Below are 21,141 nucleotides of genomic sequence, written 5' to 3'. Positions count from 1 at the left end.
GGGCTGGCGCCAGGGAGTCGACGAAGTCGTCGCCGGGAATTCACGTTGGGAAACAGGACCGCAATGCCCCGAGACGCCTCCGTCGTTCTTCCGGTCGGGAGGTCGATCGGTTCTCCCGGGGGTGCGTGACCGGTGGGCTCTTCACATCTTCGTCGCACTGAGGTACACCCGAAGGTGAGGACGGTGATGCGGATGAACGATTCTCCCCCGGCAGACCGGACACCCGGAGTGGAACACCTCCCCGCATCGACGTGCTGGGAGTACGTGCAGCAGGCTCGGCTCGGTCGCCTCGCGGTGATCAATGCCGACGGCGCTCCCGACATCTTCCCGGTGAATCACCTGGCCCATGAGGGGGCGCTGTTCATCCGCACCGCGCGCGACCCGAAGCTGCTTCACATCGCCCACCATCCAGCGGTGGCGTTCGAGGTCGACGGGCAGATCGGCGACGCGTACTGGAGCGTCGTCATCCGAGGGGTGGCGGAGCGGGCGACCCGCGAGGACGAGCTCCGAGACAGCGGCGTCCGCCGGCTCGCGTCGTGGAGCCCGACCCTCAAGCTCTTCGTCATCAAGGTGGTCGTCAACACCATCACGGGCAGACGGTTCCCCGTCGACGCCGGTCACGCCGACCGTGTGATCGCATTCGAGCCGGAGGCGACGACCCCGCCGCCGGAGCGGGCACATCCGGTGCGCGGGGAACGGCCCGAGCCGATCCCGCACTTCGTGCCGCGCACCGGCCCGAACCCGGTCGTGCCCGATGAGGGACCGGATCTCTGATGCGGCGCCGCTCAGGCGGTGAAGACCGTGTGCACGTCGCCGACGACCTCGCGGCCGCTGAGGGCCGTCAGCTCCATCAGCACCGCCGTGCCCACCACGACCCCGCCCAGCGTCTCGACGAGTTCGTGCGCCGCCACGAGTGTGCCGCCGGTGGCGAGCACGTCGTCGACGAGCAGCACCCGGGCGCCGCCCGCGATGTCGTCGTGCGCCTCGATCGTGGCTGTGCCGTACTCGAGCGAGTAGGTGACGGATGCCGCGGGCAGAGGCAGCTTGCCCGCCTTGCGGATCGGCACCAGGCCCACGCCGGCCTCCATCGCCACGGCGCCCGCGAGCAGGAACCCGCGCGCCTCGACCCCGGCGACGACGTCGAACGATCCCTCGAACGGGGCGATCATCGCGTGGATGACGGTGCGCAGGGCCGAGGCATCCGCCAGCAGAGGCGTGATGTCACGGAACTGGACGCCCGGTTCCGGGTAGTCGGGGATCGTGCGGATGAGGGACTCGGCGCGCGTGAGGGCTTCGGACAGCACCCGCCCACCCTACGCCCGGCCTCTTCGCGTCTTGATGACGAAACGGTGTAAGCGCTTGCATTATGCTGGCCGGATGACTTCCGCAGAGACCGTCGAGCGCACAGACGCGTTCCTCGCCCCCCTCCCCGGCAGCGCCACGGAAGAGGGCGGGGCAGAGTGGTGGCGCACCGCCGTCATCTACCAGATCTACCCGCGCTCCTTCGCGGACGCCTCGGGCGACGGCATCGGCGACCTCCCCGGCATCACCTCGCACCTCGACGACCTCGCGCACCTCGGCATAGACGCCATCTGGCTGAGCCCGTTCCAGCGCTCGCCCCAGAAGGACGCCGGCTACGACGTCAGCGACTACTGCGACGTCGACCCGCTGTTCGGTACGCTGGCCGACTTCGACGACATGCTCGCCGCGGCGCATGAGCGCAGCATCCGTGTCATCGTCGATCTCGTCCCGAACCACTCGTCCGACCAGCATGAATGGTTCCGGCAGGCGCTCGCCTCAGCTCCCCACAGCGCCGAGCGGGCGCGGTACATGTTCCGCGACGGCAAGGGCAAGAACGGCGAGCTCCCTCCGAACAACTGGGAGTCCGTCTTCGGCGGCCCGGCATGGACTCGCGTCGTCGAGGCCGACGGCCAGCCCGGCCAGTGGTACCTGCACCTCTTCGACTCGTCCCAGCCCGATTTCGACTGGTCGAATGAGGAGGTGCGCGAGGAGTTCCGCCGCATCCTGCGCTTCTGGCTCGACCGCGGGGTCGACGGCTTCCGCGTCGATGTCGCTCACGGCCTCGTCAAGGCGGACGGGCTTCCGGACTACATCCCGAACCCCGAGGCCGGCTCGATGGGCGGCGAAGAGGCGAACGTGCCGTACTGGGGACAGGACGCCGTGCACGAGGTCTACCGCGACTGGCGCAAGATCCTCGAGGAGTACGACGGCCACCGCGCCCTCGCCGCCGAGGCGTGGCTGCCGACCGCGGAGCGCACCGCGCAGTGGGTGCGCCCCGACGAGATGCACCAGGCCTTCAACTTCCCGTATCTGTCGACCGAGTGGAACGCCGCCGACCTCCGTGAGGTCATCGCGGTCTCGCTGCACGCGTTCCCGAGCGTCGGCGCGCCTTCGACCTGGGTGCTGTCGAACCACGACGTGGTGCGCCACGCGTCGCGACTCGCGCTGACGGCCGAGAACCCGCAGGGTCACGGCATCGGCCCCGACTCCCCCGGCCAGCCGATCCCCGAGGTGGGACTGGCACGCGCCCGCGCGGCCACGACGCTGATGCTGGCCCTTCCCGGCTCGGCGTACCTGTACCAGGGCGAAGAACTCGGCCTGCCCGAGGTCATCCACATCCCCGGCGACGCCCGCCAGGACCCGACGTGGTTCCGCACCAACGGTGAGCGCTACGGCCGCGACGGCTGCCGCGTGCCGATCCCGTGGAACGCGGATGCCCCGGCCTACGGCTTCAACAGCACCGGTGCGTCGTGGCTGCCCCAGCCCGCCGAGTGGGCCACGCTCGCGCGCGACACGCAGAAAGGTGTCGAGGGCTCCACGCTCGAGCTGTACCGTGCACTGCTCGCCGAGCGCCGTGCACGGTCGCTGGGTGTGGGCCCGCTGGAGTGGATCGACGGATACGGAACGGATGCTGTGGCATTCCGCAACGGGGATGTCACGGTCATCGCGAACACCGGATCCACACCGATCGCTCTTGCGGACGGTATCGTGATCGCGTCGAGCGGTCCGCTCGCCGACGGGGAGCTCCCGGGCGACACGACGGTCTGGCTCGAGACCGCCTGACACCCGCGCCGAGCGACGAGAAGGTACGGTGACGACGTGGTCAGCATTGACGAGGTCGCGCGCGCGGCGGGCGTCTCGACGGCGACCGTCTCGCGCGCACTGAGCGGGCGCGGCCATGTCTCGGCCGGAGCGAAGGCGAAGGTCGAGGAGGCGGCCAAGAGCCTCGGCTACGTGGTGTCGGCATCGGCCTCGAGCCTGGCCTCGGGGCGCACGCGCAACATCGGCGTGCTGGTGCCCTTCCTCGACCGGTGGTTCTTCTCCACCGTGCTGAGCGGCATCGCGTCGGCGCTGATGCGCCGCGGGTACGACATCACGCTCTACAGCCTCACCGCCGACCGGGCCGAGCGCCATGATGTGTTCGACACGTTCCTCAGGCGCCAGCGCGTGGACGGGGTCATCGCGATCTCGCTCGCGCTCGGCCAGGAGGAGACGGAGCGCCTCGTGGAGCTCGACCTGCCGGTGATCGCGATCGGCGGGCCCAACCCGCTGCTCACGACCCTGACCGTGGACGACGTCGCCGTCGCGCGCCTGGCCACCGAACACCTGCTCGCGCTCGGCCATCGCCGGATCGCGCACATCGGCGCGAGCCCCGAATTCGACATCGACTTCCACATCCCCACGCAGCGGCGGCAGGGCTTCGAGCAGGCGCTGACCGACGCCGGCATCGAGGTCGGCCCGTCCCTGTTCGAACCCGCCGACTTCACCATCGAGGGCGGCTTCCGCGCGGCGAAGCAGCTGCTGGGCAAACCCGGCAGCCGGCCGACGGCGATCTTCGCGGCCTCCGACGAGATGGCGATCGGGGCGTTGCTGGCCGCCCGCGAACTCGGCTACCGGGTGCCCGAGGACCTCTCGGTCATCGGCATCGACGGCCACGAGCTCGGCGAGTTCTTCCGCCTCACCACGGTCGACCAGTTCCCGCTCGGCCAGGGCGAGCGCGCCGCCGCCGCGATCCTCGAAGCCCTGGAGTCGTCGGATGCCGAGATCCCGACACACCGGCCCGGCGAGCTGCCGTTCGAGCTCATCGTGCGCGGCTCGACCGCCCGCCCCCAGTAGTCCTCTCTCCTCGACCCACCTCTTCCTGCTCACCTGTCGCGAACTGCCGTGCGGGGCGACACATCGTGACAGGGGAGCAGCGATCGTCGCCGCGTAGGCTCGACCGCATGACCCTCGACCTCGAAGCGATCTACGTCGATCTGCACCGGCATCCGGAACTGTCCTTCCAGGAGACCCGCACGGCGGGGGTGATCGCACAGCACCTGACCGGGCTCGGCATCGAGTTCGAGGAGGGGATCGGCAAGACCGGCGTCGCCGGGGTCATCCGCAACGGCGAGGGACCTGTGGTGTGGTTGCGGGCCGACATGGACGCTCTGCCCGTGCCCGAGCAGACCGGCCTCGAGTACGCGAGCACGGCGCGCGGCACCGACCCGGCCGGCAACGACGTGCCGGTGATGCACGCCTGCGGGCACGACATGCACGTGACGGCGCTCCTCGGCGCCCTCGAGCGCCTGGTCGCCACCAAGGACGAGTGGTCGGGCACCATCGTCGCCGTCTTCCAGCCCGCCGAGGAGTACGGCGCGGGCTCCCAGGCGATGATCGCGGACGGCGTGCTCGACCGCTTCCCGAAGCCCGACATCGTGCTCGGCCAGCATGTCACCCCGCTCCCCGCGGGCACCATCGGAGTGCGCAGCGGCACGCAGATGGCGGCGTCCGACGGCATCACGGTCACCCTGCTCGGCCGCGGCGGTCACGGCTCGCGCCCGCAGGCGACGATCGACCCCGTCGTCATGGCCGCGGCCACCGTCATGCGCCTGCAGACCATCGTGTCGCGCGAGGTCGACCCGCGCGACGTCGCGGTCGTGACCGTCGGCTCGATCCATGCGGGCCTCAAGAACAACATCATCCCTGCCGAGGCGAAGCTCGAGCTGAGCCTGCGCTACCCCGACGACGAGGCCCGCTCCCGCGTGCTCGAGAAGGTCGAGCGCATCGTGCGCGCCGAGGCCCAGGCCTCGGGCGCCGAGGAGCCGCCGGTCATCGTCACCGACCACACGCTCCCCCCGACGATCAACGATGTGCACGCGACGGCACGCCTGGTCCTCGCGTTCGACGCGGCGTTCGGCGAGGGGACGGTCATCGACCCCGGCATGTTCACCGGCAGCGAGGACGTGTCGTGGTTCGCCCGCGAGGCCGGCGTGCCGCTGGTCTTCTGGTTCTGGGGCGGCGTGGATCCGCGGAAGTTCGCGGAGGCGTTCGCGGCGGGCACGGTCGAGCGCGACATCCCGACCAACCACTCGCCGTTCTTCGCCCCGGTGCTCCAGCCCACGCTGAGCCGCGGCGTCGACGCGCTCGTGGTCGCCGCGCGCGAGTTCCTCGGGACCCCGACGGCGTAGGCGCTGGACGGATGCCGCGGGCCGCAGCATCCGTTCCGTCCGGCCTTCTCGCCGCCAGCGTCAGTCGGACCCGGCGACGGCCCTCGCGCGCGCGTCCTCGGCATCGAGCAGCCGCTGGAGACCGCGGAAGTCGCGCATGAGGATGCGGGCGAGGACGAACGTCGGCAGCAGCGCGACGAGTCTGAGCCACCCCGCGACGTCGCCCCCGTAATCGGCGAGCACGCGGGTGCCGCCGCCCTCGGGTGCGCACGCGTACTCGACACGCGAGTTCCACGGCGAGGTGGAGTGCCACACGACCCGCACCTCGGGCTCGACGACCTCGAGAACGTCTTCGAAGCGGACGCGAAAGGGGCCGGTGATGCGGTCGACCGCCGTCCAGCGGCTGCCCACGCTCGGCGGCCCGTCGCCGACGCGCCGGCGGAGTTCGACCGCGGGCGCCCACTCATGCCAGGTGCCGGGGTCGGCGAAGTACCGGAAGACGCGAGCGGGCGGGTGGTCGAGATGCACGTCCAGCGTCACGCGTCTCCACATGGCCGTCACACCATCGCCGGAACCGGGCCGTCGGGGTAGAGCTCCCGCATCGCCCTGTCGTACTGCCGCTTCATCAGCAGCCCGTAAAGGAGCCGGATCGGCGCGGGGATGTTCGCGCGCATCCACTCGTCACGCTCGCCCTCCGGCACGCTGGCGACCAGCAACCCGAGCTGGAGCGACATGATGTCCTTGCCGAGCTCCTTCCGATGCGCCATCAGCTCGGCCCGCGTGTGCTCCTCCATCCAGTCCCACTCCTGCTGGGAGAGGACGGCGCCGGCGACCGGCATGATGTCGTCCTCTTCCTGTCCCAGATGCGCCACGAGGGTGTCGCGGAGATGCTCGATGTCGAGCGCGAACGCATCGCGCAGCGCGGCATCCGCCGTGCGGAGCCACGGCTCGAGCTGCGGCTCGATCCGTGCGAGCTGCGCGGCGACCTCGGCGTGCTGCGCACGCATCTGGTCGACGTGCAGCGCGCAGCCGGGGTCGCGCGACACGAGCTTGTCCCACAGCGCGGCGTCCTCGGTCTCGTGGTGCATGTGCAGCGCGTAGAAGTCGAGGTGGGCGTACCGGCCGACGATCGCGGCACGTTCGACGTCGGCGGGTGGCACGCCGCGCACGAGCTCCGGCAGCTCGCGGTACAGCCAGCGGAAGATCCTGTGCACGAGGATCAGGCCCGACGTGTCACAGCCGGGTTCCTGCCCTTCCGGCATGGCTCCGGAGGAGGGCAGCCTGGTAGCCATATCGCACCCCCGATCCCCGCAGCTCGTCGACCTCGGCGACCCCAGGCGGTGATCAGCGGGATTCTACTCCCGGACCGCACGTCGCCCCAAGGCCCCGCCAGTCGGGGCGCGGGTGTCAGCGACCGGGGGGCGCGGCGGAGCCGGGGGGCGCGGCATCCGGTTCCTCCCCCTCCCGCGCATCGGCGAGGCGCTGACCCGACGCGAGACCCGGGAGGCCCCGACGCCCATCGGTCGTGAGCACCAGAACGATCGAGACGGCCGCGAAGACCGTGGCCACGAAAGTCCATGCCCCGGGCAGGGCGTTGAGCACGAGGTAGCCGCCGATCCCGCCGATGAAGCGCAGGAAGCGCGCAAGCCCCACCGGGAGCGGCCCGCCGGTGAAGCGCAGCTGTACCGTGTGGTCGCCGATCGTGCCCCCGGTCGCGAGCGTCGCCACGAGCCACACGATGATCGGCACGGCAGAGCCGATCAGGCGCGCGGCCGATCCGTCGCGGACGGCGGCGTCCGCACCGAGCAGATAGAGCACGAGCTGCACCACGACGACCACCACGAGGCCGAGCACCCAGGCCGCGAGCCCGTCGCACAGCATGCCCAGCAGGCGTCGGCCGCGGGTCACCGGCTGTGGCTGGTCCGCATCGGACAGGCGGGGCGACCCGCGGTATCGCCGCGGCACGGCGAGCGCGAGCAGCGATCCGAGCACCGCACCCAGGGTGTTCGTGAGCAGGTCGTCGACGTCGAACACGCGGTAGGCGCAGGGGTAGAGGCCCCAGACGCCGGTGAGCTGGCTGACCTCGACGAAGCCCGACAGCCCAAGGCCGGCGACGAGCGCCGTGATCACGCCGCGGCCGCCCAGCACCCGCAGGAAGAAGCCGAGCGGCACGAAGAGGAGGACGTTGAGAAGCAGCTGCAGCACGGCGGGATCGGTCGCGAACGCGCCCCCGCGACGCACCAGGGCCCCGCGCAGGTCGTCGGCGATCGCGGTCACATCGGTGTTCACGCCCACGCACGCGATCGTGTCGGGGTCGGGCAGGGGCACCAGCGTGTAGGTCCAGATCGCCATCACGGAGACGAGCGCGGCGCCCCAGATCACGAAGCGCCCGACGCCGAATCCGCCGCGTCGACGGTAGCTGAGCGCGACGAAGGGGACGAAGAGCACCACCCCCACGACCAGCCCGAGGGTGATCGCGAGCACACCCAGGATGATCTGCTCGTCCACGCTACGAGTGTCCCAGGGAGGCACGCGCATGGATTTCGTGAGGATGGCCGTCTGGATGCATCCTCACGTTCCTCTCACGAGTAGCGTTACGGGCCGTGACGAATGAAAGCCGCGAGCAGTCGGTGGATGAGACGCCCATCGCCAAGCGCCTCATCCTGGGCGACCCGCTCGCGTCCACCGACTCCGACGAGCATCTGCTTCCGAAGAAGAGGGCGCTGCCGATCTTCGCCTCCGACGCGCTGTCGTCGGTCGCGTACGCTCCGCAGGAGCTGCTTCTCATCCTGCTGACCGGCGGCCTGGCGTTCCTGGCGTTCGCGCCGTGGGTCGCCGCCGCGGTCATCGTCCTGCTGACCGTCGTGGTGATCAGCTACCGGCAGCTCATCAAGGCCTACCCGTCGGGCGGCGGCGACTACGAGGTCGCCCGCAAGAACCTCGGCGAGATCCCCGGCGTGATCGTGGCATCGGCGCTCCTCGTCGACTACGTGCTCACGGTCGCCGTGTCGATCGCTTCCGGCGTCGACAACATCATCTCTGCGCTGCCCGGCCTCAACCCCTGGCGCATCGAGCTGGCTGTCGGCTTCGTCATCCTCATCGTCGTCGTCAACCTGCGCGGGGTGCGCGAGGCGTCGAGCGCCTTCGCGATCCCCACCTACATCTTCATTGGGTCGGTCGGAGTGATGATCGTCGTCGGCCTCTTCCAGATCGTGACCGGCAACCCGCCCGTCGCCTCCAGCGCCCAATACGAGGTGCAGACGGAGAGCCTCACGCAGGCCGCCGTCATCCTGCTCGTGCTGCGCGCGTTCTCGAGCGGCTGCTCGGCCCTCACCGGCGTCGAGGCCGTCTCGAACGGCGTGCAGGCGTTCCGCCAGCCGAAGGTGCGCAACGCCCAGTCCACCCTCGCCATGATGGGCGGCATCGCGATCCTGCTGTTCGCGGGGCTCACGGCGATCGCACTCGTCTCCGGCGTGCATTACGCCGAGAACCCTTGTGACCTCATCGGCTTCGACTGCTCCAACCCGCAGCCGAGTCTCATGGCGCAGGTGTCTTCGGCGGTGTTCGGGATGAACTCGATCCCGTTCTTCATCATCCAGGGGGCGACCGCGGTGGTGCTGCTGCTGGCAGCCAACACGGCCTTCAACGGGTTCCCCCTGCTCGGCTCGGTGCTCGCGCGCGACGGCTACGCGCCGAAGGCGCTCAACACCCGCGGCGACCGCCTGGTGTACTCCAACGGCATGATCATCCTGGGCCTCGTCGCCATCGGCGTGCTGATCGTCTATCAGGCGAACCTCACGAACCTGATCCAGCTGTACATCATCGGCGTGTTCGTCTCGTTCACGATCGGGCAGATCGGCATGATCCGGCATTGGATCCGAGGGATCCGGGGCATCCGCGAGCTCCCGGCTGACACGCGCCGCAGCGCTTCGACGCGCACCGAACTGTTCGGGCTGCGCAAGGGGCTCGTGATCAATTCGGTCGGCGCGACGATGACGGCATCCGTCCTCGTCATCGTGACCATCACGAAGTTCACGCATGGCGCATGGCTCGTCTTCCTCGCGATCCCGATCCTGTCGTTCCTCATGGTGGGCGTGCACCGCTACTACCGCGACGTCGACCACGAGATCGCGATGGACGACCACATCCACTTCGGCTCGACGGGCGACGTCGCCCTCATCCTCGTCAACAAGCTGCAGAAGCCCGTCGTGAAGGCGGTCGATTACGCCCTCGCGGCCAAGCACGACAAGACGTTCGCGGTGCACGTCTCCGTGACCAAGGAGGATGCGGCCGCCCTCGAGGCGGAATGGCGGGAGCACCGCATGCCGATTCCGCTCAAGATCATCGAGTCGCCGTACCGCATATACGCGAGCCCCATCGCGGAGTTCGTGAAGAAGTACCGCGAGGAGCACGGGTCTGCGGTGGTCACCGTCTACCTGCCGCAGTACATCGTCGGCCACTGGTGGGAGTCGCTCCTGCACAACCGGCGCGCCCGCCGCATCGCGCAGCAGCTCATGCTCGTGCACGGCGTCTCGATCACGCTCGTGCCCTGGCTGCTGGACTCGTCGGAGCTCATCTACGGCCGCCGCTCGCGCGCGCTGCCCGGCGATGACCGCGCCGGACGCGCCGCCGCCCCCGAGGTGCATCGGGTCGGCCGCCGCGCGATCCGGCCCGCGGGCCCACCCGAGAAGGCGGACGCCGCGGAGCCATCGATCACGACCAAGCCCTGACGCCGGCACCGGGCGCGAACCCGAACGCGCTCGCTCGATCCCTGTCGGCCGTGCCCGCCCGGGGTCGCGGCATCCCGCGTAGCCTTGAGGGGTGAGCTCTCCCGCACCCGCACCCTCCCAGGCCGCGTCCCTGGACGCCGCCGCTCTCCGAGCCGACTTCCCGATCCTCGGGCAGCGCGTGAACGGCGAGCGCCTGGTCTACCTCGACTCGGGCGCGACGAGCCAGAAACCGCAGGCGGTCATCGACGCCGAGGTCGACTTCCTCACGCGCGCGAACTCGGCCGTGCACCGCGGGGCCCACACGCTCGCCGCCGACGCCACCGAGCTGTTCGAAGACGCCCGCGCCACGGTCGCCGGCTTCGTCGGCGCGCGCCCCGAGCAGCTGGTGTGGACCAGCGGCGCCACTGCCGGCCTCAACCTCGTGGCTTATGCCATCGGCAACGCGAGCGTCGGCCGCGGCGCCCCCGCGAGCGCGCGCTTCACCCTGGAGCCTGGCGACGAGATCGTCATCACCGAGACCGAGCACCACGCCAACCTCATCCCCTGGCAGGAACTGGCCGCCCGCACTGGGGCGGTGCTGCGTCACATCCCCGTCCGCGACGACGGGACGCTCGACACGGATGCTGCGGCCGACGTCATCGGCGAGCGCACGCGCATCGTCGCGTTCACGCACGTCTCGAACGTGCTGGGCATCGTGAACCCGGTCGCCGAGCTCGTCGCGCTCGCGCAGGCGGTCGGCGCCGTGACGGTGCTCGACGCGTGCCAATCCGCGCCGCACCTGCCGCTCGACCTCCCCGCGCTCGGCGTCGACCTCGCGGTGTTCTCGGGCCACAAGATGCTCGGCCCCTACGGCGTCGGAGGCCTGTACGGCCGCGCCGACGTGCTCGAAGCCCTGCCGCCGTTCCTCACCGGCGGCTCGATGATCACCACCGTCACGCTCGACGAGGCGTCGTACCTGCCGCCGCCGCAGCGCTTCGAGGCCGGCACGCAGCCGGTGTCGCAGGCGATCGGGCTCGCGGCCGCGGCGCGCTACCTCGACGGCGTCGGCATGGGGGCCGTGCACGCGCACGAGAAGGCGCTCGAGGCCCGCATGGGCGAGGGCCTGCGCTCGATCCCGGGTGTGCGCCTGCTCGGCGACGCGCCGGGCGCCGAGCGCGTCGGGCTGTGGGCGTTCGACGTCGACGGCGTGCACGCGCACGACGTCGGCCAGTTCCTCGACGCCCGAGGCGTGGCCGTGCGGGTCGGGCACCACTGCGCCCAGCCGCTGCACCGCCGGTTCGGGCTCACCGCCTCGGTGCGCGCGTCGACTCAGCTCTACAACACGGCAGACGACGTCGATGTGTTCCTCGACGCCCTGTCGGGCGTGCGCGCGTTCTTCGGAGCCGGCGCATGAGCGGCCTCGAATCGCTCTACCAGGAGCTCATCCTCGACCACTCCAAGCGCCCGCACGGCAAGGGTCTCGGCACCGAGGACGGCAGGGTCGCCACCTCTTACCAGCGCAACCCGATCTGCGGCGACGAGATCACCCTCCGCGTGCGCCTGTCCGACGACGGCACGACCGTCGACGAGGTCACGTGGGACGGTGCCGGCTGCTCCATCTCGCAGGCGTCGGCGTCCATGCTCGCCGCGCTGATCGAAGAGGAGGAACGGATGCCGCGGGCCGAGGCATCCGCTCTCATCGAAGGCTTCCGCGAGGCGCTGCGCTCGCGTGGCGAGATCGTCCTGGACGAAGAGGTGTTCGGCGACGCCGCGGCGCTCTCGGGCGTCTCGAAGTTCACCGCGCGCGTGAAGTGCGCGATGCTCGCGTGGGTCGCCTTCGAGGACGCCGCGTCGCGCGCATAAGAAGCGGCGTAGCCGGACCCCCGGCCGTTGAGCGAGCGACGAACGAGCGAGTCGAAACGCGGCCCGCGAGCGAACCCCGGGCCGGACGATCCTCAATCCCCGCCCGCGACCGGATGCGTGCGGTGCACCGTGATGTCGCCGTACCCGGCGCGGGCGTAGAGCTCGACCGATGCCTCCCCCTCGATGGGACCGGCGTCCGCGGCCAGCTCGTTGCGCACCACACCGTGCCGGCTCGACACGTCGAGCCAGCAGGCCGTGCCTGAACGGATGCCGAGGTCGACGGCCCCGTATGACGCCTCGACCCGCGCCGTGCCGCCGTTGAGGTCGCCGATGCGCACCGGACCGTAGGCCGAGCGCACCGTGAGGGCCGGGCCGGGATCGCCCAGATGCACGACTCCGCTCGACGTCGCGATGTCGGCCGCGCCCGAGACCGAGCCGACGTCGATCCCGGCGTCCGATCCCTTGAGGCGCAGGGCTCCGTCGACGATGCCGATGCGTGCACGGCCGGACGTGATGTCCACATCGGCGTCACCGCGCACGTGCTCGACGCGCAGCTCGCCGTGGCCGAGGCCCAGATCGGCGCGGCCGGTGCGCTCGAGGGTCGCGTCGCCGTAGTCCAGCGCGATGCGCGCGGTGCCGACGACGCCCGCGACGCGGATCGAGCCGTACTTGAGCGCGAGTGAGACGTCCGACCCGGTGGGGATGCGCACCGACACGTCGACCGAGTCGCCCGAGCCGAAGAGGTTGAACCGCACCGGGCCGACGATGCGCAGGTCGGATCCCGCCTGCGTCACCCTGACGGCCTCGGATGCGCTGCGGTCGCCCGCGCGATGCGGATTCGCGGGCGCGACGTCGACGGCGAGGTCACGACGGCGCTCGGCGACGACGTCGATGCGGCCCGTCTGCAGCTCGATGCGCACGGCCGCCGGGCCCGACACCGGGAACGTCGGCATCAGCGCACCCAGCCCGTGTACGCGGAGCTCGAGCCGCGCGCCGGCGGGGGTGCGGGCTCGACGGCGGCTGCGACGGCGCGCACGAGCCACGTGTTGAGCGAGAGCCCCTCGGCGGCGGCCGCCGCCTCGGCGCGCGCCTTGAGCGAGTCGGGCAGGCGCAGGGTCGTGCGCGCGGTCGCGTCGTCAGGATCGTCGGATGCTGCACCCGCGAGTGCGACGGGACCGCTCGGGTGGGGTGCCGCCTCGGTGGCAGAGTCCGGCTCGGGGCGGACGACGACGAAGTCGACCTCCCGTCCGCGCAGGCGCAGATCGACCGACCCGGGCGCGAGCTCCCGCGTGATCTCACCGGCCGCCTCGGACAGCGCCTCGAGGATCGAGAGCCGCGCCGCGGGTTCGAGCGCCGCCGCGATCCGCGCCGCGACCTCGGCGGTGTCGGGGGCGGCAGCTGCCGTGAGCTGCCGCTGAAGCTCCTGGACATGCGTGGCGATCTGCATGACGTCAGAGTGACATCAGCATGGTGTCATGTCAACGCCACGCGTGAATCGCGTCCACAACCCGTGAGCGTCGGCCCGGACCGCAGCATCCGTCCCTCTCCTGCTCACCTGTCACAAACCGCCGGGCGACGCGACACATCGTGACAGGCGAGCAGAGAAGGGCGCAGGCCGTCGGCCCGGGGGGAGACGTAGGGTGAGCACGTGAAGCGCGGGAAGCTGCGGGTGCTGCTCGGCGCGGCGCCGGGCGTCGGCAAGACGTACGAGATGCTCGAAGAGGGCCGCCGCCTCGCCGACGACGGCCGCGACGTCGTGATCGCCGTCGTCGAGACGCACGGGCGGGCGGCCATCGCCGCGCTCATGGACGGGCTGCCCGCCGTGCCCCGCACGGTGGTGTCGCACCGCGGCGTCGAGCTCAGCGACATGGACCTCGAAGCGGTGCTCGAGCGCAGCCCCGAGATCGCGCTCGTCGACGAGCTCGCCCACACGAACGCGCCGGGCCTCTGGCATGCGAAGCGCTGGCAGGACGTCGCCGACCTGCTCGACGCGGGCATCGACGTCATCACGACGGTGAACGTGCAGCACATCGAGTCGCTCGGCGGGGTCGTCGAGCAGATCACGGGGATCGCGCAGCGCGAGACGGTTCCGGATGCCGTCGTGCGAGGCGCCGACCAGGTCGAGGTCGTCGACCTCTCGCCACAATCGCTGCGGGACCGCCTGTCGGCCGGGCTCGTCTACCCGGCCGAGCGGATCGACGCGGCGCTCTCGAACTACTTCCGGCTCGGCAACCTCACGGCCCTGCGCGAGCTCGCCCTGCTCTGGCTCGCCGACGAGGTCGACAGCGCCCTGAAGTCCTATCGCGCCGAGCACGGCATCGAGGGCGCGTGGCAGGCGCGGGAGCGCGTGGTCGTCGCCCTCACCGGCGGCTCGGAGGGCGAGACGCTGCTGCGCCGCGGCGCCCGCATCGCCGCGCGGTCGGCGGGCGGCGAACTGCTCGCCGTGCATGTGTCGAGCCAGGACGGCCTGCGCGCGGGAGACCCCGGTGCCCTCACGGCGCAGCGGGCGCTGGTCGAGTCTCTCGGCGGCACGTATCACCAGGTGGTCGGCGACGACATCCCGCGAGCGCTCGTCGAGTTCGCCCGCTCGGTGAACGCGACGCAGCTCGTGATCGGCGTGAGCCGGCGCGGCCGCCTCACGACGCTGTTCACCGGACCCGGCATCGGGGCGACGGTGATCCGCGAATCGGGCGACATCGACGTGCACATCGTGACGCACGACGCGGCGGGCGACCGGTTCCCGCTGCCGCGCGTGACCGGTGGCGCCCTCAGCGTGCGCCGCCGCGTGCTCGGGTTCGCGCTCGCCCTGATCGGCGGACCGCTGCTGACCTGGCTGCTGGTGTCGATCCGCAGCGAGGACACGATCACGAGCGACGTGCTGGCGTACCAGCTGCTCGTCGTGGTGGTGTCCCTCGTCGGCGGCATCTGGCCCGCGGTCTTCGCCGCGGTGATGTCGGGGTTCACCCTGAACTACTTCTTCGTCGCCCCTTACTACACCGTGTCGGTCGCCGACCCACGGAACGTCTGGGCGCTCATCCTCTACGTCGTGATCGCCGTGCTGGTGAGCTTCATCGTCGACCGCGCCGCGCGCGCGGCGCGATCCGCCCGCCGCGCCGAGGCCGAAGCCGAGCTGCTCGCGAACGTCGCGGGCAGCGTGCTGCGCGGGGAGTCCGCCGTGCCCGCTCTGATCAGCCGCACGCGCGAGTCGCTCGGCCTCGCCGGCGTGCGCCTCGTCGATGCCGACGGCACCGTCGTCGCGACCGACGGCGAGCCCGTGCGCGACGGCCGGTACGAGGCTGTCACGGTCGCGCGCCGCAACGGCGGCCCGCCGGCGATGCTCGAGCTGCACGGCCACGTGCTCGATGCCTCAGAGCGCCGGCTCATCGACGCCGTCGCGGCCCAGCTCTCCGCTGCCCTCGAACACACCGACCTCACGGCGACGGCGCGGCAGGCCGGGGCGCTGGCCGAGACGGACCAGGTGCGCAGCGCGCTGCTGTCTGCGGTGAGCCACGACCTGCGCCGCCCGCTGGCCGCCGCCGTCGCCGCCGTGGGCGGGCTCCGGGCGGCGGGGCCGAACCTCTCGCGCGAAGACCGGGCCGAACTGCTCGCGACGGCCGACGAGTCGCTGACCACGCTGGCCGCCCTCGTCACCGACCTGCTCGACGTCAGCCGCGTGCAGGCGGGCGTGCTCGCGGTGTCGCTGCAGCCCGTCGACAGCGCCGGCGTCGTGCTGGCCGCTCTCGACGAACTCGACGGCAGCCCCGACCGATTCGAGCTCGCGCTCGACCCGGAGCTTCCGCTCGTGGAGGCCGATCCGGTGCTGCTTCAGCGCGTGCTCGTGAATGTGCTCGCCAATGCCGCGCGCCACTCCCCGGCGGGCTCGCACGTGCGGGTCTCCACGAGCCGCCTGGGCCGCACGGCCGAGATCCGCGTGATCGACCACGGCACGGGCGTCTCGCCGGAGCGCCGCGACGACATGTTCGTGCCGTTCCAGCGGCTCGGCGACACCGACAACACCGCGGGTCTGGGGCTGGGACTGGCCCTGTCGAAGGGTTTCACCGAGGGCATGGGCGGTACGCTCGCCCCCGAGGACACCCCGGGAGGAGGCCTCACGATGGTCATCGCTCTGCCGGTCGCGGACGCGATCACCGCCCGAGAGAGGTCGCTCACGTGAAGGTCCTGATCGCCGACGACGATCCCCAGCTCGTCCGGGCGCTGCGCATCACGCTCGCCGCGCACGGCTACGAGGTCATCGCCGCACCCGACGGGGCCGCAGCGATCGCCCTCGCCGCCAAGGAGCATCCCGACATCGTGATGGTGGACCTCGGGATGCCGCGCCTGGACGGCGTGCAGGTCATCGAGGCGCTGCGGGGCTGGACGACGGTCCCGATCATCGTGGTGTCGGGCCGCACCGGCTCCGCCGACAAGGTCGAGGCACTGGACGCCGGCGCGGACGACTACGTCACCAAGCCGTTCCAGATCGACGAGCTGCTCGCACGGCTCCGGGCGCTGTCGCGGCGCGTGACCGCAGCATCCGGTGTCCCCGTGGTCGCCTTCGGGGACGTCGTCGTCGATCTGTCGATCAAGACGGTCACGCGCTCGGGCGAGCGCGTGCACCTCACGCCGACGGAGTGGAAGATCCTCGAGTTCCTCGCCCGCAACCCCGGCTCGCTCGTGACGAGGCAGGCGCTCCTCAAGCACATCTGGGGCACAGAGCAGGTCGCCGACACCGGCTACCTTCGGCTCTACATGTCGCAGCTGCGCAAGAAGCTCGAGTCCGACCCGGGCAACCCCGCGCACCTGCTCACCGAGTCGGGCATGGGATACCGACTGCTCGCCGACACCGCCGCCTGAGCCGGTGCGCCCGCCGGGCGCCGTACGGCGCGGCGGTCAGGGATGGATGCTGCGCTCCGCCGCATCCGTCCCCGTCCGAGAGACCACGATCCGGCGCACAAACCACGCGGGACGCGGTTTTCCCGCACGTTCTCGGTTTCTCAGCCGAGGCCCTGGCGCTCCTCGGCAGCCGACGGCACCGCGTCGCCCGCCACGGGCTTCGACGAGAGACCCACCGAACCGGCGCCGGGGTCCTTCGAGAGGGCGGCGGCGACGGCGACCGACTCGTCGACGTCGGGGTACTGCGGGCGCAGCTGCACCGGGACGCGGCGGCGCTGCTCGCGCTTGGCCTTGCGCGCCGCGGCCCACAGGTTGAGCGCCTCGACGAAGATCGCGAACGCCATCGGGCCGTAGATGAACGCCTTGTCGATGTGGAAGCCGAAGCCCTCCGCGACCAGGAAGACGCCGATCAGCAGGAGGAACGACAGCGCCAGCATCTTCACCGTGGGGTGCTTGTTCACGAACGCGAAGATGTAGCGCGACGCGAAGAGCATGATGCCGAACGACAGCACGACGACCGTGATGATCACGACGAGGTTCTCGGTCATGCCGACGGCGGTGATGACGGAGTCGAGCGAGAACACGAGATCGAGCACGAGGATCTGCGCGATCACCGAGCCGAACGTGACGCTCTTGCCCCCGCCGGCGCCGTGCTCGTCCTCGGCGCCCTCGAGCTTGTGATGGATCTCGGTCACGGCCTTGTAGACCAGGAAGAGGCCACCGGCGATGAGGATGATGTCCTTCCACGAGAAGCCGAGCTCGCCGATGAAGAAGACCTCCTCCTTGAGGGTGACGATCCACCCGGCGAACAGCACCAGGATCACCCGCATGAGCATTGCGAGCGTGAGGCCGAGGTTGCGCGCCTTGGCCTGCTGCTCCTTGGGCAGCTTGGACGCGAGGATCGAGATGAAGATGACGTTGTCGACGCCGAGAACGACCTCGAGCACGAACAGCGTCAGGAACACGGCGATCAGATCGGGCGTGAAAGCGAAGGAGAAGTCCACGCCGCCATCGTACGAGGCCGCGGTGAACGGGCCGCCCGGCGGAGGAAGCGTTGCGCGCGCACCCGGAGGCGGTCGGCGGCGCCGTGCGGCAGGATGAGGACGCGCCCTCGTCCCGCCGCGAGGGAGACGGGGGGTCGAGGTCGCACATGGGCACCGTGCTCTGGTATACGATCCCGATCGCCCTGGCGATCGCGCTGAGCGTGTTCCCGATCGTCTCGGTGCTGGTGCTGCTGCTCGCCCCCGACCCGATGAGGCGCAGCGTGCTGTTCACCGGCGGGTGGTTCGGCGGACTCCTCGTGCTCGTCGCCGCTTTCACCATCGGTGCGGCGCTCATCCCGGACGAGGCGCGCGGCCCGTTCCCGCCCTGGGCTCATGTGGTCGAGATCGTCATCGGCGTCGTCCTGATCGTCATGACGCTGGTCGTCGGCCGGCGCGCCCGTCGAGCCGACACGGCGAAGAGTCTCGACCTGTCGGGCCTCGCGAACGGGATGACGGGCCCGCGCGCGTTCGCGTTCGGACTCATGATGAACGTCCGGCCGAAGAACATCGTCCTGACGGTCGCGGGCGGTCTCGCGATCGGCGCGGCCGCGCTGGACCTCGTCGCAACCTCGACGATCGTCGTCATCTTCACGGTCGTGGCCGCGTCCACCGTCGCCGGGCTGGTGGTCGTCTGCGCCGTCGGCAGGACCCGGGTGCGTCCGGGACTGGACCGCGTGCGAGTCTTCCTCGTCGACCACGCGTCGGCGGTGCTGCAGGTCGTCGGCGTCCTCGTGGGCGCGCTGTTGATCGCGATCGGGACCGTGCGGCTCGTCAGCGGATGAAAAGAGGAGACGGATGCTGCGCAGCATCCGTCTCCCTCATACCTCAGTCGGCGCGGCACTCAGTCGAGGATCTCCCGGAGGCGTACCGCGAAGCCGGCGGGGTCGCCCGGAAACCCCGGCTGATCCGTGAAGCCCGCGTGATGGCTCGGGAAGTCGGCGACCGGCCGGTCGAGCAGGGCGGCGACTCCGCGGGCGCCGCGCGCGGCGAGCGTGTCGCCGGATTCCACACCCGCCGCGATCACGAGCCGGTCGCCCAGCCCCCGCAGCCGGTCGCCGTCGACCCGGTAGACGATGGTCGCCGGCATGTTCCGCAGCAGCGGGTTCGTGCGGGTGCCGTCGTCCTCCGCCGACATGCCGAACATCGCGGGGTCGGGCGCGGGCTGATCGAGATAGTCGTCGGGCACCGGACCGTCGAGCATGACGAACGGGATGAACGTCGCCATGGCGGCGCCGTCGCCCTGTTCGGCGTAGGTGCGCTTCATGTGGGCGACCACCGCGAGCACTGCGTCCCGGTCGGGGAGCACCTCCGCGAGAGGAGGCTCGTGCACGACGGCGATGCGCACGTCCTCGGGGTGAGCCGTGACCAGCGCGAGCAGGTTGACCGCCCCGCCGCTGGTGCCGAACGCATCGACGGGGCCGCAGTCCAGCGCCGCGATCACGCGATGCAGATCCGCCGCGTGCTGCTCGACCGTGATGTCGGCCGTGCCCGCCGGGTTGCGTCCGGCGCCGCGCGGGTCGTAGGTCACCACGGGGCGATCCGCGAACTGCTCGGCCAGCAGTGCCAGTCCGCCGGCGTCCATCGGCGCGGCGAAGAGGAACAGCGCCGGCCGGTCCGCGGTGGCCGCGCTCAGATCCCCGTGGATGTCGTACGTGATCGCGTCCTCGCCCGTTCCCACGACGTGGGTGGCGACGGTCCGCTCGACGGTGCTCTCGGTCATCTCGGCTGTTCCTCCGACTCAGACCTGCGCCAGGACGCCCTCGAGGCGGCCGTAGCTGGCCTCCATGCCGTCGGTCATACCGGTGGCGAGGACGATGTCTCGGGTCTCCTTGTCGGGATACTCGATGAGGAGGGTGATGAGGGTGGCGCCGTCCTCCTCATAGAGGTTGAGGTCGTTGAGCGTCGACGGGTAGTCGGTGCCCGTCATGTGCTCGGTGGTGACGGCGCGGCGCGGCGCCTCGGACAGCACCGTCTCGCCGTCGAATCCGAAGGTCTCGCCCTCGGTGTCTGCGACCGGCTCCCACTGGTAGCGATATCTGCCGCCCACCGACGGGTCGACCTCGCACACCGACATGCGCCAGCCGTCGGGGCCGAGCATCCACTTCTCGAGGAGCTCGGGCTCCTGGTGGGCGCGCCACACGAGGTCGATCGGGCCCTCGATGAGCCGCGTGATGCGCACGTGGGTGTCGTCGAGGATCTCGGTCTGCGTGCCCTTGCCGGCGGAGAAGGCGCGCAGACCCTCGAGCACGCGGTCGAGCTGGTTGATCGCCATCGTCGAGCCCTCGACGGCGCCCATCGAAACGACCTTCTCGAGTGCCTCGGCCGAGTCGAAGTGGGTGGTGTTCACCAGACGCGACCCCGTCGGCGTCGGGTCGAACGCGAACACCATGCGCGAGGTCGGCATCTCAGGCAGCACCTTTCCCTCGCCGTCGGCGAATGAGTCGAGAGCGGTGAACGTGCGCGGACCGTCGATCTCGAGGAACTCCCACACCCCGTGGTACTGCTCGCCCCTGGGGCTGGTCATGTGGTACCTGGCGCGGCCGCCGGCGGTGAGGTCGAACTCCGTGAAGGTGGCGGGGTACCCGGGAGGGCCCCAGAACCGCTCGAGCTGTCGCGGTTCGGTGAAGGCCTCCCACAGCCGCTCGACCGGAGCGGCGAACTCGGCCGTGAGCGTCATGGTGAGCGCTTCCGGATCGGTGGTGACGTCGGTGACGGGCATCGTCATTCTCCTTCGTTCCTGCGTTGATCGTGCTTCGGTCCTTCGGTGGTGGTGCCGGACGATCCGGCAGGCTCGGCGAGCAGCGCGTCGAGCCGGTCGATGCGGGCACGCCACATCTCCTCGTAGCGGGCGAGCAGTGCGCGCGCGCGGGCGATCATCTCGGGATCCGCCCGGACGAGGCGTTCGCGCCCCTCGGCGCGCTTGACGATGAGGCCGGCCGCCTCGAGCACGGTGACGTGCTTCTGCACCGCGGCGAACGACATGTCGTACTCGCGGGCGAGCGCCGACACGGAGTACTCGCCCGAGAGCGTCCGACGCAGGATGTCGCGCCGGGTCGCCGCCGCCAGTGCGTGGAACACGCGGTCGATCTCGTCATCGCTGAGCCCAATTCCTACAACCATTTGGTTGTAGGTTAGCCCCGCTGGCAGCATCCGTCAACCGCATCTCCTGTCGGGAACTCACCG

General features: G+C 70.8%; 20 protein-coding genes. 10 read left to right on the top strand and 10 right to left on the bottom strand.

Annotated elements, in window-relative coordinates:
- The first annotated feature begins 192 nt into the window (after positions 1–192).
- The gene (locus MRBLWH3_RS04460; RefSeq protein WP_363429088.1) at positions 193–774 is read left to right on the top strand and encodes a pyridoxamine 5'-phosphate oxidase family protein; all 582 of its coding nucleotides are present in this window, start codon (positions 193–195) and stop codon (positions 772–774) included.
- An 11-nt stretch (positions 775–785) separates the two neighbouring features.
- Here the strand turns inward: MRBLWH3_RS04460 and MRBLWH3_RS04455 are convergent, their stop codons facing one another.
- Positions 786–1,304: an adenine phosphoribosyltransferase gene (locus MRBLWH3_RS04455; protein WP_363429086.1), complete on the bottom strand. Its 519-nt coding sequence runs from the start codon at positions 1,302–1,304 to the stop codon at positions 786–788.
- A 73-nt stretch (positions 1,305–1,377) separates the two neighbouring features.
- Between MRBLWH3_RS04455 and MRBLWH3_RS04450 the strand changes: the two genes are divergently transcribed.
- From MRBLWH3_RS04450 to MRBLWH3_RS04440, 3 genes are all read left to right on the top strand, one after another.
- A complete protein-coding gene (locus MRBLWH3_RS04450; RefSeq protein ID WP_363429084.1) occupies positions 1,378–3,084 on the top strand; it encodes a glycoside hydrolase family 13 protein in 1,707 nt (568 codons plus the stop codon).
- Positions 3,085–3,120: 36 nt separating this feature from the next.
- Complete coding sequence (locus MRBLWH3_RS04445) at positions 3,121–4,137, top strand: LacI family DNA-binding transcriptional regulator (RefSeq protein WP_363429082.1); 1,017 nt, start codon at positions 3,121–3,123, stop codon at positions 4,135–4,137.
- Between the two features lie 107 nt (positions 4,138–4,244).
- A complete protein-coding gene (locus MRBLWH3_RS04440) occupies positions 4,245–5,471 on the top strand; it encodes an amidohydrolase (protein WP_363429080.1) in 1,227 nt (408 codons plus the stop codon).
- A gap of 60 nt (positions 5,472–5,531) precedes the next feature.
- Here MRBLWH3_RS04440 and MRBLWH3_RS04435 read toward each other — a convergent pair whose 3' ends face one another.
- From MRBLWH3_RS04435 to MRBLWH3_RS04425, 3 genes are all read right to left on the bottom strand, one after another.
- Entirely contained in the window at positions 5,532–5,990 is a 459-nt protein-coding gene (locus MRBLWH3_RS04435; protein ID WP_363429078.1) for an SRPBCC family protein, read from the bottom strand.
- Between the two features lie 17 nt (positions 5,991–6,007).
- Positions 6,008–6,712 (bottom strand): hemerythrin domain-containing protein, encoded by a 705-nt coding sequence (locus MRBLWH3_RS04430; protein WP_363429076.1) that lies wholly within the window; start codon positions 6,710–6,712, stop codon positions 6,008–6,010.
- 145 nt (positions 6,713–6,857) lie between these two features.
- The gene (locus tag MRBLWH3_RS04425) at positions 6,858–7,958 is read right to left on the bottom strand and encodes a VanZ family protein (RefSeq protein WP_363429074.1); all 1,101 of its coding nucleotides are present in this window, start codon (positions 7,956–7,958) and stop codon (positions 6,858–6,860) included.
- A 95-nt stretch (positions 7,959–8,053) separates the two neighbouring features.
- Here MRBLWH3_RS04425 and MRBLWH3_RS04420 point away from each other — a divergent pair, with 95 nt between their 5' ends.
- From MRBLWH3_RS04420 to sufU, 3 genes are all read left to right on the top strand, one after another.
- A complete protein-coding gene (locus tag MRBLWH3_RS04420; RefSeq protein WP_363429072.1) occupies positions 8,054–10,180 on the top strand; it encodes an APC family permease in 2,127 nt (708 codons plus the stop codon).
- 91 nt (positions 10,181–10,271) lie between these two features.
- A complete protein-coding gene (locus tag MRBLWH3_RS04415) occupies positions 10,272–11,573 on the top strand; it encodes a SufS family cysteine desulfurase (protein WP_363429070.1) in 1,302 nt (433 codons plus the stop codon).
- Positions 11,570–12,022 (top strand): Fe-S cluster assembly sulfur transfer protein SufU, encoded by a 453-nt coding sequence (gene sufU / locus MRBLWH3_RS04410; protein WP_363429068.1) that lies wholly within the window; start codon positions 11,570–11,572, stop codon positions 12,020–12,022. The genes MRBLWH3_RS04415 and sufU overlap by 4 nt, the downstream gene beginning before the upstream one ends.
- 92 nt (positions 12,023–12,114) lie before the next feature.
- Here sufU and MRBLWH3_RS04405 read toward each other — a convergent pair whose 3' ends face one another.
- The gene (locus tag MRBLWH3_RS04405; protein ID WP_363429066.1) at positions 12,115–12,975 is read right to left on the bottom strand and encodes a DUF4097 family beta strand repeat-containing protein; all 861 of its coding nucleotides are present in this window, start codon (positions 12,973–12,975) and stop codon (positions 12,115–12,117) included.
- The gene (locus MRBLWH3_RS04400) at positions 12,975–13,469 is read right to left on the bottom strand and encodes a toxin-antitoxin system HicB family antitoxin (RefSeq protein ID WP_363429064.1); all 495 of its coding nucleotides are present in this window, start codon (positions 13,467–13,469) and stop codon (positions 12,975–12,977) included. The genes MRBLWH3_RS04405 and MRBLWH3_RS04400 overlap by 1 nt, the downstream gene beginning before the upstream one ends.
- A gap of 201 nt (positions 13,470–13,670) precedes the next feature.
- On the opposite strand from MRBLWH3_RS04400, the gene MRBLWH3_RS04395 reads away from it, so the two are divergent.
- Together MRBLWH3_RS04395 and MRBLWH3_RS04390 are read left to right on the top strand one after the other, a co-directional pair.
- Complete coding sequence (locus MRBLWH3_RS04395) at positions 13,671–16,196, top strand: sensor histidine kinase (RefSeq protein ID WP_363429062.1); 2,526 nt, start codon at positions 13,671–13,673, stop codon at positions 16,194–16,196.
- Positions 16,193–16,876, top strand: a complete 684-nt coding sequence (locus MRBLWH3_RS04390) for a response regulator (RefSeq protein ID WP_363429060.1) — start codon at positions 16,193–16,195, stop codon at positions 16,874–16,876. The genes MRBLWH3_RS04395 and MRBLWH3_RS04390 overlap by 4 nt, the downstream gene beginning before the upstream one ends.
- A gap of 140 nt (positions 16,877–17,016) precedes the next feature.
- Here MRBLWH3_RS04390 and MRBLWH3_RS04385 read toward each other — a convergent pair whose 3' ends face one another.
- Entirely contained in the window at positions 17,017–17,919 is a 903-nt protein-coding gene (locus tag MRBLWH3_RS04385; RefSeq protein WP_363429058.1) for a TerC family protein, read from the bottom strand.
- A gap of 146 nt (positions 17,920–18,065) precedes the next feature.
- Here MRBLWH3_RS04385 and MRBLWH3_RS04380 point away from each other — a divergent pair, with 146 nt between their 5' ends.
- The gene (locus MRBLWH3_RS04380; protein WP_363429056.1) at positions 18,066–18,740 is read left to right on the top strand and encodes a GAP family protein; all 675 of its coding nucleotides are present in this window, start codon (positions 18,066–18,068) and stop codon (positions 18,738–18,740) included.
- 59 nt (positions 18,741–18,799) lie between these two features.
- Here the strand turns inward: MRBLWH3_RS04380 and MRBLWH3_RS04375 are convergent, their stop codons facing one another.
- Genes MRBLWH3_RS04375 through MRBLWH3_RS04365 form a run of 3 tightly spaced genes read right to left on the bottom strand, consistent with a single transcriptional unit; the run spans position 18,800 to position 21,078 of the window.
- Entirely contained in the window at positions 18,800–19,678 is an 879-nt protein-coding gene (locus MRBLWH3_RS04375; protein ID WP_363429054.1) for an alpha/beta fold hydrolase, read from the bottom strand.
- A gap of 18 nt (positions 19,679–19,696) precedes the next feature.
- A complete protein-coding gene (locus MRBLWH3_RS04370; protein WP_363429052.1) occupies positions 19,697–20,677 on the bottom strand; it encodes an SRPBCC family protein in 981 nt (326 codons plus the stop codon).
- 2 nt (positions 20,678–20,679) lie between these two features.
- Entirely contained in the window at positions 20,680–21,078 is a 399-nt protein-coding gene (locus MRBLWH3_RS04365; RefSeq protein ID WP_363429050.1) for an ArsR/SmtB family transcription factor, read from the bottom strand.
- Between the last annotated feature and the right edge of the window lie 63 nt (positions 21,079–21,141).

Origin of the sequence: Microbacterium sp. LWH3-1.2 (genome assembly GCF_040675855.1) — a bacterium.
In the GTDB taxonomy this organism is placed as follows: Bacteria; Actinomycetota; Actinomycetes; order Actinomycetales; family Microbacteriaceae; genus Microbacterium.
The sequence above is the reverse complement of the archived record's forward strand: the minus strand, read 5'-3'. Positions and strand labels throughout refer to the sequence as shown.